General features: G+C 72.1%; 10 protein-coding genes and 1 pseudogene. 8 read left to right on the forward strand and 3 right to left on the reverse strand.

Annotated features, from left to right (window positions below; translation table 11 throughout):
- Positions 1 to 145 precede the first annotated feature (145 nt).
- Positions 146 to 1,024, reverse strand: coding sequence for a L,D-transpeptidase family protein (locus NLX94_RS11260; protein ID WP_254382520.1), 879 nt, complete (start codon positions 1,022 to 1,024; stop codon positions 146 to 148).
- 168 nt (positions 1,025 to 1,192) lie between these two features.
- On the opposite strand from NLX94_RS11260, the gene NLX94_RS11265 reads away from it, so the two are divergent.
- Positions 1,193 to 2,776 carry a methylmalonyl-CoA mutase gene (locus NLX94_RS11265; RefSeq protein ID WP_254382521.1) on the forward strand — a complete coding sequence of 528 codons (1,584 nt, stop codon included), beginning with the start codon at positions 1,193 to 1,195 and terminating at the stop codon, positions 2,774 to 2,776.
- A gap of 90 nt (positions 2,777 to 2,866) precedes the next feature.
- Entirely contained in the window at positions 2,867 to 3,541 is a 675-nt protein-coding gene (gene leuE / locus NLX94_RS11270; RefSeq protein WP_254382522.1) for a leucine efflux protein LeuE, read from the forward strand.
- Positions 3,542 to 3,545: 4 nt separating this feature from the next.
- Here the strand turns inward: leuE and NLX94_RS11275 are convergent, their stop codons facing one another.
- A complete protein-coding gene (locus tag NLX94_RS11275; protein WP_254382523.1) occupies positions 3,546 to 4,910 on the reverse strand; it encodes an alpha-2,8-polysialyltransferase family protein in 1,365 nt (454 codons plus the stop codon).
- On the reverse strand, positions 4,907 to 5,881 hold the full coding sequence (locus NLX94_RS11280; protein WP_254382524.1) for a glycosyltransferase family 2 protein: 975 nt from the start codon (positions 5,879 to 5,881) through the stop codon (positions 4,907 to 4,909). Before NLX94_RS11280 ends, NLX94_RS11275 begins: the two co-directional genes overlap by 4 nt.
- Before the next feature lie 176 nt (positions 5,882 to 6,057).
- Between NLX94_RS11280 and NLX94_RS11285 the strand changes: the two genes are divergently transcribed.
- The 6 genes and pseudogenes from NLX94_RS11285 to NLX94_RS11310 all read left to right on the forward strand — a co-directional run bounded on the left by NLX94_RS11285 (position 6,058) and on the right by NLX94_RS11310 (position 13,225).
- Positions 6,058 to 7,449, forward strand: coding sequence for a DUF6716 putative glycosyltransferase (locus tag NLX94_RS11285; RefSeq protein WP_254382525.1), 1,392 nt, complete (start codon positions 6,058 to 6,060; stop codon positions 7,447 to 7,449).
- Positions 7,450 to 7,586: 137 nt separating this feature from the next.
- Positions 7,587 to 7,958, forward strand: a pseudogene (locus NLX94_RS11290) (cytidylyltransferase domain-containing protein); the annotation flags it as partial.
- Positions 7,959 to 8,384: 426 nt separating this feature from the next.
- Complete coding sequence (locus NLX94_RS11295; protein ID WP_254382896.1) at positions 8,385 to 9,293, forward strand: N-acetylneuraminate synthase family protein; 909 nt, start codon at positions 8,385 to 8,387, stop codon at positions 9,291 to 9,293.
- A gap of 81 nt (positions 9,294 to 9,374) precedes the next feature.
- Positions 9,375 to 10,520 carry a hypothetical protein gene (locus tag NLX94_RS11300; RefSeq protein WP_254382526.1) on the forward strand — a complete coding sequence of 382 codons (1,146 nt, stop codon included), beginning with the start codon at positions 9,375 to 9,377 and terminating at the stop codon, positions 10,518 to 10,520.
- A gap of 149 nt (positions 10,521 to 10,669) precedes the next feature.
- Positions 10,670 to 11,947, forward strand: coding sequence for an amidohydrolase (locus NLX94_RS11305; protein ID WP_254382897.1), 1,278 nt, complete (start codon positions 10,670 to 10,672; stop codon positions 11,945 to 11,947).
- 219 nt (positions 11,948 to 12,166) lie between these two features.
- Positions 12,167 to 13,225 (forward strand): BMP family protein, encoded by a 1,059-nt coding sequence (locus NLX94_RS11310; RefSeq protein WP_254382527.1) that lies wholly within the window; start codon positions 12,167 to 12,169, stop codon positions 13,223 to 13,225.
- Positions 13,226 to 13,341 lie beyond the last annotated feature (116 nt).

Below are 13,341 nucleotides of genomic sequence, written 5' to 3' on the forward strand. Positions count from 1 at the left end.
GCCGACTGGTCATCGGCCGCGCATGAGCCGGGGTTCCCCCCGTACCCCTGGGCTCTGCGCAACCGGCGCGGGCGGGATTCGTTCCCCCGATCCCGCCCGCGCCCTCACTCTCCGACCGCCGCCCGTCCTCCGGGCCGCCCGCGGATCACCAGTAGACGACGACCTTGTCGCCGACCTTGACCGTGTCGAACAGCGTCGCCAGCTTGGCCTTGTCCCGGACGTTGACGCAGCCGTGCGAGGCGCCGGCGTAGCCGCGGGCGGCGAAGTCCGCCGAGTAGTGCACGGCCTGGCCGCCGCTGAAGAACATCGAGTACGGCATCGGCGTGTGGTAGATCGTCGACGTCCACTCCTTGGCCTTCCACTCCACCTTGAACTCGCCCTCGCGGGTCGGGGTGTTCTCGGAGCCGAAGCGCACGTCCAGCGTGGTGACGACCTTGCCGTCGATCATCCAGGAGAGGGTGCGGCTCTCCTTGCTGATGCACATCACCCGGCCGGTCATGCAGCGCGCGTCCGGCGCGTCCGGCTCGTTGACGGTCGGCGGGCGCAGCTCGTCGGCGGTGGGCTTCTTGGTGGCGTTCTGGATCTTCTTCCAGGTGGGCTCGTCCACCCCGCCGGTGGCCTGCAGGCCGTTCTTCGACTGGAAGGACTTCACCGCGGCGGTCGTCTTCGAGCCGTAGAAGCCGGTCGGAGCGACCGACATCAGCTTGAGCTGGCGCAGCCGGGCCTGCAGTTCGCGGACCAGCTCGCTGTCGTCGCCGTTGGCCATGATCTGCTTCACGGTCGGCGAGGGCGAGGCCGAGGCGGAAGGCGACGCGGACGGGGACGGGGACGCCGACGGCGAGGCGTCGCCCGGCTTCCCGTCCGTGGACGGCGAGGCGTCAGGAGTGGCGACCGCCGTGGGCGATGCGGGCGCGGAAGAACCGGAGCCCGTGGACTCCGTGTTCTGCGGCCCGCAGGCGGTCGCGGCGAGCGCGACGGCGGTGGCCAGTCCCAGCGTGCGGAGTATTACCTTCTGGCGGTGCATTGCAGTCCCCCGATTTCTACGTGTGTATCTAGGTGATGCCTTCACGGGCGTGGCCAGTTGCACGGAAGGCCGCGATGTTGCGCCATTGTGACCAGCGGCCGCCGAGCGGCCGCTGCGGGGACGTTTTATCAGCCCCGGGCCCCTCGGAGCCACGAAGGAGCGCATCCCATGGAGCGGCACACCGAGAGCGGGATCCCGATCGCGCCCGTCTACCGCCCGGGCGACCTGGCCGGCTGGGATCCCGGGACCGAACTGGGGGAGCCGGGGGAGTACCCGTACACCCGGGGCGTCTACCCGACGATGTACACCGGACGGCCCTGGACCATGCGCCAGTACGCCGGTTTCGGCACGGCCGCCGAGTCCAACGCCCGCTACCGGCAGCTCATCGCGGGCGGCGCCGCAGGGCTCTCCGTGGCCTTCGACCTGCCCACCCAGATGGGGCACGACTCCGACGCCCCGCTCGCGCACGGCGAGGTCGGCAAGGTGGGCGTCGCCATCGACTCCGCCGAGGACATGCGGGTGCTCTTCGACGGGATCCCGCTCGACCGGGTGTCCACCTCGATGACCATCAACGCACCGGCCGCGCCGCTGCTCCTGCTCTACCAGCTGGTCGCCGAGGAACAGGGGATCGATCCCGCCCTGCTGACCGGCACGGTCCAGAACGACGTGCTGAAGGAATACATCGCACGGGGTACCTACATCTTCCCGCCCGGCCCCTCCCTGAGGTTGACGGCCGACAGCTTCCGCTACTGCGCGGCCGAGCTCCCGAAGTGGAACACCATCTCCGTCTCCGGCTACCACATGGCCGAGGCCGGGGCCTCGCCCGCGCAGGAGATCGCCTTCACGCTGGCCGACGGGATCGCGTACGTACGGACCGCGCTGGCCGCCGGGATGGAGGTGGACGCCTTCGCGCCCCGGCTGTCCTTCTTCTTCGTCGCCCGCACCACCCTCCTGGAGGAGGTCGCCAAGTTCCGCGCCGCCCGCCGGATCTGGGCCCGCGTCATGCGCGAGGAGTTCGGGGCCCGGGACCCCAGGTCGCAGATGCTGCGCTTCCACACCCAGACCGCCGGGGTGCAGCTGACGGCCCAGCAGCCGGAGCTCAATCTCGTACGGGTCGCCGTGCAGGGCCTGGCCGCCGTGCTGGGCGGCACCCAGTCGCTGCACACCAACTCCTTCGACGAGGCGATCGCGCTGCCCACCGAGAAGGCGGCCCGCCTCGCGCTGCGGACCCAGCAGGTGCTGGCGTACGAGACGGACGTGCCGCACACCGTCGACCCCTTCGCCGGGTCCTACGCGGTGGAGCGGATGACGGACGAGGTGGAGGCGGCGGCGCTCGACCTGATGGCGCGGGTGGAGGCGATGGGCGGGGCGGTGGCCGCGATCGAGGCGGGCTTCCAGAAGGAGGAGATCGAGCGGAACGCCTACCGGATCGCCCGGGAGACCGAGAGCGGCGTGCGCGTGGTGGTCGGGGTCAACCGCTTCGCGCTGGACGAGGAGGAGCCGTACGAGCCGCTGCGGGTGGACCCGGCGATCGAGGACCGCCAGCGGGCCTCCCTGGCCGCGCTGCGGGCGGGACGCGACGGGGCGGCCGTGGACGAGGCGCTGGCGGCGCTGCGGGAGGCGGCGGCGGGCACGGAGAACGTGCTGTACCCGATGCGGGAGGCGCTGCGGGCGAGGGCCACGGTGGGGGAGGTGTGCGGGGCGCTGCGCGAGGTGTGGGGGACGTACGTGCCGGCTGATTCGGGCTGGTGACCAGGGCTGATTCCGGTTGGGTCCCGGTTCCGTCCCGATCCGTGAAATCGACTGGCGCGACAGGTGTGTCCTCATGGGACACTCCTGCACATGCTGGGTGTCACAGATCTTCCGACGTATCTCGCCGGCCTGGTGCTGATCATTTTGCTGCCGGGGCCGAACTCGCTCTACGTGCTCTCCGTCGCCGCGCGCGGCGGGGTCCGCCAGGGGTACCGGGCAGCCGCCGGCGTGTTCACCGGGGACGCCCTGCTCATGACCCTGGCCGCGCTCGGCGCCGGGGCGCTGCTGCAGACCAGCCCGATCGTGTTCGGCGTCGTCAAACTGCTCGGCGCCGGCTACCTGACCTGGCTCGCCATCGGCATGCTGCGGGGCGCGTGGACCATGTGGCGTGCCCGCCGCGAGCGGGCCGGGGCGGGCGGAGACGCCCCGGAGGCGTCCGTGGCCGCCGCCGGGGTCAAGCCCGGCGAGACCGAGCGGCCCTACCGGCGGGCGCTGCTGATCAGCGTGTTCAACCCGAAGGCCATCCTCTTCCTGATGTCCTTCTTCGTGCAGTTCGTGGACCCCGCCTACGCCTACCCGGCGGTGTCCTTCCTGCTGCTGGGCGGCCTGATGCAGATCGCCAGCTTCCTCTACCTGACCACGCTGATCTTCAGCGGGGACCGCCTGGCGGCCGCCTTCCGCCGCCGCAAGCGGCTCGCCGCCGGGGCCAGCTCGGCGGCGGGCGTGCTGTTCCTGGGCTTCGCCGCGAAGCTCGCCGTGAGCTGACCCGCTAGCCCACCGCCCTGCGCAGCAGCCGGGCCAGCCGGCGCGCGGCGCGGCTGCGGGGCAGGAAGGACAGCTGCGCCGGGATGCCGCCCGGCAGGCCCAGGGTGGTCAGCCGGCGCCGGGTGAAGTAGCGCCAGGTGTCGTCGGTCAGGTGCGCGCCCAGCCAGCGCTCGGCCTCCGCGCGGTGCTCCGCGAGGATCCTGGGCTGCATGGTGAAGCCCACCGCCGTGAGCAGGCCCGCCAGCTCGGCCGCGACCCGTTCGGGCCCCGGCGGGGTCCAGGAGCGTACGGCCGCGGTGTCCGCGAGGTCGGGCAGCAGGGCGTCCACCAGCACGAGCGGGATCCGGTTGCTGTTCGGGTACGGGGACAGCCGCGCGAGCACGGCCCCCGTGCCGGTCCGGGCCACCGGCAGCCCGTACAGGGTGGCGGCGGTCAGCAGTCCCGTGGAGAAGCAGCCGACCACCAGCGCCGGGCGCAGCCGCTCGTAGAGGGTCTCGGCGAGCACCGGGGTGCTCAGCACGGTGAGCCGGACGCCGAGCCGTTCGGCCTCCTCCTCCGCCCGGCGGGAGTACGCGGCGGGGGCGCTGGGATGCGGTTTGAACACCAGCTCGCGGTGGCCCAGTGCGTGCGCGCCCCGGACCATCTCCCCGTGCAGCTCCTCCTCCTCGGCGGCCGGCACCAGGTCGAGGGCGGAGAGGTACTGGCCCAGCAGCAGCGCGGGGGCCTCGGTCCGCTCCGGAGTCTCCAGGGCCGCGGTCTCCACGGCCGCGGTCTCCACCGCCGCTTCGAGCTCGCCGATGACCTTGAGGAAGGCGGCGGCCGGGATCGCCTCGGCCCGTACGCCGAACTCGGTCAGCAGCAGCGGCTCCAGACCCGGTACGAGGTCCAGGTGCAGCACCCGCCGTACGCGCATCCCGAGCCCGGGGTCGAGGCGGAAGCGGGTGGGACCGTAGCTCATCAGCCCGTCGGCGTAGACCTCTATGGCCGCCCCGGGGAAGAGCCGGCACAGGCTCTGGGAGGGCGGCACCTGGAGCGATTCCACGATCAGCTCGACGCGGTCGGTGCCCAGCCCCCAGGAGGAGCGCAACTGGCGCTCCCACAGCGGGACGTCGTCGGCGCGCGGGCTCCAGGTGCTGGGGTGCTGCGGGGCGATGACGGCGTTCCAGTCGAGGACCTCGTCGAAGCGGGCGCTCAGGGAGGCGAAGCCGGGCGCGTCGGCCAGGCCGGGGGCGATCTCGGCGGTGACGGAGTGGTTGCTGGTCAGCAGGATGCGGCGGCCGGCGGGCGGGAAGAGCTCCGCGTCGAGGGCGGCGGCGAGGGTGGCCGTGCCGTAGAGGGTGGAGGCCAGGAAGATCTGGGTGACGTTCACGCCGTCACCGCCGCCGTGCGCCGGGTCCGCAGCCGGCGGAGCAGGGCCGCGCGGTCGGAGTCCATCGCGTCCAGGGTCCGGTCCAGGAGCTGCTGGGGCATTCTGCCGAGCGCGGCCGTGCTCATCGAGCGGAGTTTTCTGGCCACGGGTGGTTCAAACCTTTCGATGGACCCGATGTGATGGGCGATAATCGCGCAATATGTTCGGACGGCCTTCGGGAGGAGGAGATCGGATTCCCGGTCGGCGGCCGTTTCGGTCAGAACCTGATCGAATGCCCGGATGAAATCGAGCTGACGCTCGTCGCCGATTTGTGTCAGCGAGGTGGAAACCCCGCGACGGTAGAAGATTCCGGGCAGACCGACCGGCGCGAAGGACTCCGCCTCCCGGTGCAGCCGCCAGATCCACGGCCGGTCCTCCGCCGTCCGCAGACCGTCCGTGAAGTGCAGCAGCCCGCGGTCCAGCAGCCGCCGGTGGTACATCCCCGCCCAGGCGTACGGATAGTCCACCGAGGTCGCGCGGGAGGCGGGCAGGATCGCGGTGCGCGGATCGGCCACCACCGAGTCCGGCCCGTAGGGCACGCGCTGGACACTGCGCGCCTTGCCCGTGCACTGGACGTGGTCGGTACGGACGAAATCGCAGCCCAGGCCCTCGATGGCGGCCAGGGTGCGGGCCAGGTGGCCCGGAGCCAGCCAGTCGTCCCCGTCCAGGAAGGCGATGTACTCCCCGCGGGCCGCGTCCAGACCGGTGTTCCGCGCCGTCGCCAGCCCGCCGTTGCGCTCGTGTCTGAGGAGCACGGCGCCGGGCAGCTCGCGGGCCGCCCGCTCCAGCAGCGCGGGCGTCCCGTCCGTCGAGCGGTCGTCGACGAGCAGGAACTCGAAATCGTCCCGGGCGTTGAGTTCGAGGCTTTTCAGGGCATCCGGCGCATACGTCTGCACGTTGTAGAACGGCACGACAACAGAGAGCTTGAGCACTCGCGAGACATTAGAGCGCCGCTCGTCATTCACTGTGGCCCGGACGCGGATTCCATGTGAACGACGCACGGCAGGCACGTTAACCCGGCGGCTTTCGCACGGAGTCGACGGGTTGTTAACCCGCTGTTGTGCGTTCGTTGGGCCGATCACCGAAAAGCCGGAATAACTTCTGCCGGGTGCCAGCAAGCAACCGCGCGGCCCATCCGGCCGCCCTCCGTGTGGCCGTACTCGCCGATTCCGACACCCGCTGGAAATGGGGAGCGCTCACCGCGCGCCGCCTTTCCCCGGAACCGGACTCCGTCCACCTGACCGGATATCTGCTCCGCGGCCGGGCCACGCCCACCGCGCGCCAGCTCGGTGAGGTCGGGGTCCGGGCGGACCGGCTCACCGAAGTCACCTGCGCGGAGTTCCTCGCGGCACTGTCGGCGCCGGATCGGGAGCCCCGCGACGCCTACGACATCGTCGTCCTCGCCCTGGTCGGCGGCGCCGTCCAGGCCGTCCTGCACGGGGCCCGGGCCCTGTGGCCGGAGCCGGGCGCACGGCCGGTGTTCGTCACGGGGTACGTCGGAGTCGTCTACGAGAAGCTCGCCGACGGCCTGCTGCTGCGCCACGGGGCCGACCTGGTCCTCGCCAACTCCCGCCACGACGCGGAGCGGTTCCGCGCGGTCTACGAGGGGGTCGGCGCCGAGGCCGGAGCCGTCGTGGAAACCGCCCTCCCCTTCCTCGAACCGGCCCACGCGGACACGTACGAGCCGGTGGGCAGCACGGCCCACCGGGTGGTCTTCGCGGTCCAGCCGTCCGTGCCGGACGCCCGCGCGGACCGTACGTACCTGCTGCGGCGCGCCGCGGAGCACGCCCGGCTGCACCCAGGGCGCGAGGTGCTGATCAAACTGCGCAGCCGGCCGGGGGAGCACACCACCCACCTGGAGGAGCTCCCGTACCAGCGGCTCGCGGAGCAGCTCCCCGGCGGCCTCCCCTCCAACTGCCGCCTGGTGTACGGGAACATGGGCGAGGTCCTCGACACCACGGACCTGCTGGTCACCGTCTCCTCCACGGCCGCCCTGGAATCCCTCCACCGGGGCATCCCGACGGCCGTCCTGACCGACCTCGGCGTCCGCGAGACCCTCGGCAACCACCACTTCCTGGGCTCCGGCTGCCTGGCCTCCTGGACCCAGCTCGACGCGGGCCTGCTCCCGGAGCCCGATCCGGACTGGCTGGCGGCCCAGGGCGTCGGCAGCCCCGCCGCCGGACCGGCCGGCGCCCCCGGTGGGCAGGACCCCTACGCCGCCGCGCGGGCCCGCCTCACCGAACTGCTGGACGGGGCCGGGCTCCCGGCCGTGGCCCCCTACTACACGCGGGACACCGCACCGGGCTACCTCCCCGGCATCCTCGCCCGGCACCACCTCGGCCCCGACGGGCACCCGTTGCCCGGCGCCGCCCGCACCGGAGCCGAGGGGTCCCGGCTGCGCCGCCGGCTCCGCGCCCACCTGCGCGAAGCCGCCCGGGGCGCCTACCGGCACGGCGTCCAGCGCGTCGCGCCGGTGATCCGCCGCCTGGGGGAGCTGTGAGCCCCCGCCCGGCCGGAGCCGTGACCCGCGCCGCCGTCGCGCGCGCCGCCGCATCCCGCGCCGCAGCCACGCGCCCAGCGACCGTGCCCGCCGCAGCCCTGCCCGCCCCCGCCACCCGCGCCGCAGGCAGCCGTGCGATGCCCAGGGTGCTCGCCGTGATCCCCGCACGCGGGGGGTCCAAGGGCGTGCCCGGGAAGAACCTGGCCGACGTCGGCGGGATGCCCCTCGTGGTCCGGGCCGTCCGGGCCTGCCTGGGGGCCGCGACCGTCACCGACGTCCTGGTGTCCACCGACTCCGAGGCCATCGGCGAAGCCGCCCGCGGGGCCGGGGCCGTCGTGCTGCGCAGGCCCGCCGGGATCTCCGGGGACACCGCCACCAGCGAGGCCGCCCTGCTGCACGCCCTCGACTCCTTCGAGGAACTGCATTCCGTCACCGTCGACGTGGTCCTCCTCGTCCAGTGCACCAGCCCCTTCGTCACCGCCTCCGACGTGGAGTCCGTCGCCGCCGCCGTCGCCTCGGGCGCCGCCGACTCCGCGCTCACCGCGGCCCCCTTCCACGGCTTCCTCTGGCGCAGGACCCCCGACGGCTCCGGCACCGGGGTCAACCACGACGTCTCGTACCGCCCCCGCCGCCAGGACCGCCCCGAGGACCTCCTGGAGACCGGCGCCGCCTACGCCATGGACGCCGCCGGCTTCCGCGCCGCCCGCCACCGCTTCTTCGGGCGGACCGTCCCGGTCGCCACCGACCCGGCGCGGGTGCTGGAGATCGACGACCCCCACGACCTGGCCCGCGCCCGCGCCCTCGTACCCGTACTCGCCCCCGCCTCGGGCCACACCTCAGGCCCCGCCCCAGTCCACACCCCACTCACCACCCCGGTGCCCGCCCCCGTGCCCGCACCTCCTCGTACACCCCACGCTCCGAAGGACAGCCCTGCCATGACGGTCACCCCCGCCCCCCGCCTCCGTACCTTCGGCTCCCGTACCGCGGGCCCCGGACAGCCCGTCTACGTGGTCGGCGAGATCGGCATCAACCACAACGGCGACCTCGGCAACGCCCTCGCCCTCGTCGACGCCGCCGCCGAAGCCGGCTGCGACGCCGTGAAGTTCCAGAAGCGCACCCCCGAGATCTGCACCCCGCGCGACCAGTGGGACATCGAGCGCGACACCCCCTGGGGCCGGATGACCTACATCGACTACCGCCACCGCGTGGAGTTCGGCGAGGACGAGTACCGCGCCATCGACGACCACTGCGCCAAGCGCGGCATCGACTGGTTCGCCTCCCCGTGGGACACCGAGGCCGTCGCCTTCCTGGAGAAGTTCGACGTCCCCGCCCACAAGGTGGCCTCCGCCTCGCTCACCGACGACGAGCTGCTGCGCGCCCTGCGCGCCACCGGCCGCACCGTCGTCCTCTCCACCGGCATGTCCACCCCGAGGCAGATCCGGCACGCGGTGGAGGTGCTCGGCAGCGACAACATCCTGCTCTGCCACGCCACCTCGACCTACCCGGCCAAGGCCGAGGAGCTCAACCTGCGGGTGATCAACACCCTCCAGGAGGAGTACCCGAACGTCCCGATCGGCTACTCCGGCCACGAGACGGGCCTGCAGACCACCCTGGCCGCCGTCGCCCTCGGCGCCACCTTCGTCGAGCGCCACATCACCCTCGACCGCGCGATGTGGGGCTCCGACCAGGCCGCCTCCGTCGAGCCGGGCGGCCTGGCCCGCCTGGTCCGCGACATCCGCACCATCGAGACCGCGCTCGGCGACGGCGTCAAGCGGGTCTACGACTCCGAGCTCGGCCCGATGAAGAAGCTCCGCCGCGTCCAGGGAGAGCTCGCCACCGTGTGAGCCCCCCCGGTAACGGCGGCGCGCGGCGGGCTCGTACGGACCGTGAGTCGTTTCCTTTCTCCCTCTGACGAGGAGTACCTGGTGACCCCCTCAGACCCTGACCGCACCCTGGCTTTCGTAGAGAGCCCGGTCCAGCTCCTCAACGTCCTGGAATGGGCGTACGCGCAGCGCAGCGGGCTGCTCGAGGCCGTCCCGCGCCAGCCCGCCCGGGGGACCGGAGCGCAGCCCATGCCCGCTTCCACCGCCGGGGGCTTGCGGATCGTGGTGCTCCCGCCCACCGACCCCATGTCCCGGGGGCAGCTGCGCCGGATGGCGGGGCTGGCCCGGGACGAGGGGCACGAGGTGCGCTGGCAGGAGGCCCGCGGCGGCCGGTTCGCGCCGGTCAGGGCCTTCGCCGCGCTCGCCCGGGAGGTACGGGCGGCCGAGCGGGTGGTGATAGGGGATCCGTTCTCCCGCTACGTGCAGCTCCTGCTCACGCTGGTCCGGGCCGAGGAGCTCGTCGTGGTCGACGACGGCACCGCGACCATGGAGTTCATCGCCCAGACGGCCCGCGGCGAGCGCCTCGTACGCTGGCACCGGGTCGGCGGCGGAGGCCTTCCGGGCCGGCTGCGCGAGCTGGCGTACGCGCCGGTCTCGGCGACGGCCCGGCGGCGGTTCACCCCGGCCCCGGGCGGGCGCCGGCGCGTCGAGGTGTTCAGCTCGATGCCGGTCACCGCGCACGGCGGGATGACCGTCCGGCCCAACGACTTCGCGTGGACCCGGGCCCGCTTCGGCCCGCCCCGCCTGACCAAGGGCACCGACCTGGTCGGGACCTCGCTGGTGGAGACCGGAGTCGTCGACCCGGACCGCTACCTGGAGGCGGTGCGCGCCCTGACCCTGGAACACGGGGCCACCCGCTACTTCGCCCACCGCCGGGAAGCCCCGGAGAAGCTGCGCCTGCTGAGCGAGGCGACCGGGCTGGAGATCGTACGTCCGGACCTGCCGCTGGAGCTGATCGCCCGGCGCGGCCCGGTCGGCCGGACGATCGTCAGCTTCCCCTCCACGGTCGTCCACACCCTGCCCCTGGCGCTGACCGGCACCGGCGTGACCGTGGCCGTATGCGATGTCGATCCGAGCTGGCTCACCCCGGCTGCCTCGGAGCGGGCCCGCGGTTTCCTCGCCGGAGTCACCGACACCGCCCGTGATGTGCACAGACTTCCTGCTCAGACGGCTTCGGCGGCCGGATGAGTGCATGAATGAGCGCGCGAGTTTACCCGCGCCTTCATCCGGTCATGCGTCCAGAGGCCGGGTTTCTTTCCCCTAACGGCATGAACTTTTGGTGATCTCCCGTCAGTTGGCCCATGGGTGGGCCTACCCTTAAACGGGTGAACCAGTTGATGTCCCGCGAGTCCCAGACCGCCCTGCCCGGCAAGCCCGACCGGCCCGAGCTGCCCGGCAAGCTTCCGGACCACCTGCGTGCCGAACTGATCGCCTTCCGCCGGGACTTGCACATGCATCCCGAGCTAGGACACCAGGAGTTCCGCACCACGGCGGCGATCAAGGCCCGGCTGGAGAAAGCGGGCCTGCGCCCGAGGGTGCTGAAGTCGGGCACCGGACTCATCTGTGACGTCGGCACCTGGGACGGGGTACGTCCCATGCTGGCCCTGCGCGCGGACATCGACGCCCTGCCCATCCCGGATGCCAAGACGCACGTCTCGTACCGCTCGACCGTCCCGGACCGCGCCCACGCCTGCGGCCACGACGTGCACACCGCCGTGGTGCTGGGCGCCGGCCTCGTCCTCGCGGAGCTCGACCGCCGGGGCGAGCTGCCCCGGCCGGTGCGGCTGCTCTTCCAGCCCGCCGAGGAGGTGCTGCCGGGCGGTGCCACCGAGGCGATCGACTCCGGGGTGCTGGACGGGGTCGGCAGGATCATCGCCCTGCACTGCGACCCCCGGGTCGACGCCGGCCGGATCGGCCTGCGCACCGGGCCGATCACCTCGGCCTGCGACCGGCTGGAGGTCACCCTCGAGGGCCCCGGCGGGCACACCGCCCGTCCGCACCTGACCACCGACCTGGTGACGGCGGCCGCCCGGCTCGCCCTCGACCTGCCGGCCCTGCTGACCAAGCGGATGGACGCCCGCTCGGGCATGTCGGTCACCTGGGGCCGGATCGAGGCCGGACACGCCTGCAACGTCATCCCGATGCACGCGGAGCTGTCCGGAACCGTTCGCTGCCTCGACCTGAACTCCTGGCACGAGGCCCCCGACCAGATCCATGCGGTCATCGACGAGATCGCCTCGATGCACCGGGCCAAGTCGGAGATCACCTACGTGCGCGGAGTGCCCCCGGTCGTCAACGATCCGGTGGTCACCGAGCTGCTGCGGGAGGCGATGAGCGCCCGCCGCGGGGCCGACTCGGTCGAGGACACCGAGCAGAGCCTGGGCGGCGAGGACTTCTCCTGGTACCTGGAGCACGTCCCCGGAGCCATGGCGCGCCTGGGCGTGCGCAAGCCCGGGGACACCGCGAAGCGGGATCTGCACCGGGGTGATTTCGACGTGGACGAGGCCGCGATCGGGGTCGGCGTGGAGTTCTTCACGGCCGCGGCCCTGCTCGACGGGCGTCCCCTCGACCAGCTCGAAGGGCGACGCGCCCGGCTGGCGGGGACGGCCGGATAGGAGTTCTTTACAACATCGGTGATTGATCCGGCGGACGCGTCCAGCCCTTGGTACACATGGGTCGGGCGCGTCGGCTGTTACTGATCGGTCACTGTCTGGTTCACGACGATCCGATAACGACTCATGAACGGGCCTTTAACTGACATCTACGCGCGTTACGATCTCGGCGAAACCAGCGCCGGTCGTGGCGCTTCGGTCAGGTTTTGAAGGAGCCTCCCCTTGCGCCGGATCACCAGGATCGCCACCGTGGGCATCGCGTCCGCTGCGCTGGCCCTCTCGGCCACCGCCTGTGGCGGTAAGAAGTCCTCGGACTCGTCTTCGTCCGCCTCCTCCTCTTCGGAGAAGTCCGCCGCCATCGCGTACGACATCGGTGGCCGCGGCGACCAGTCGTTCAACGACGCCGCCTACGCGGGCCTCTCGAAGGCCGAGACGGACCTCAAGATCAAGGGCGCCGAGGCGGAGCCCACCGACGGCGAGGGTGAGGCCGACAAGGTCCAGCGCCTCACCGAGCTGGCCCGCAAGGGCAACAACCCGGTCATCGGCGTCGGCTTCGCGTACGCGCCGGCCATCAAGAAGGTCGCCGAGAAGTTCCCGGACACCACGTTCGGCCTCATTGACGACACCTCGGTGCAGGCGAAGAACATCGCCAACCTCGTCTTCAACGAGGAGCAGGGCTCCTACCTGGCCGGCGTCGCCGCCGCCAAGGCGTCCAAGACCGGCACGGTCGGCTTCATCGGCGGTGTCGAGGTTCCGCTGATCAAGAAGTTCGAGGCGGGCTTCGCCCAGGGCGTCAAGGACACCAACCCGAACGCCAAGGTGCTCACCCAGTACCTGACCCAGCCGCCGAACTTCGACGGCTTCGCCAAGCCCGACCTGGGCAAGGCCGCGGCCGAGGGCCAGCTCGACAAGGGCGCCGACGTGATCTACTCGGCCGCCGGTCTGGCCGGATCCGGTGCCATCGAGGCCGCCTCCGCCAAGGGCAAGTGGTCCATCGGCGTCGACTCGGACCAGTACAACCAGGCCGGTCTGGCGAAGTACAAGGACTTCATCCTGACCTCGGTCACCAAGGACGTCGCGGACTCCGTCTACAACCTGATCAAGTCGGTCCAGGACGGCAAGCCCGAGTCCGGTGAGGTCCGCTACGGCCTCGACAAGGACGGCGTCGGCCTGGCCGACTCCAACCCGAAGTACAAGGAGATGACGGACGTCGTCGCCGCGGTCGAGAAGGCCAAGGCCGACATCATCGCCAAGAAGATCGAGGTCAAGACCGCCCCGTAAGGTGCCGTCCGACCTGCGTCACGCGTGATCCCCGGGGTCCGGGCAGCGGTCTCCATCGCTCCCGGGCCCCGGCTCGTGTCACGTGGTTTCATGTGATCTTGTGGCCGGTTGGCCGC

It is taken from the genome of Streptomyces sp. TBY4, assembly GCF_024213195.1.
In the GTDB taxonomy this organism is placed as follows: Bacteria; Actinomycetota; Actinomycetes; order Streptomycetales; family Streptomycetaceae; genus Streptomyces.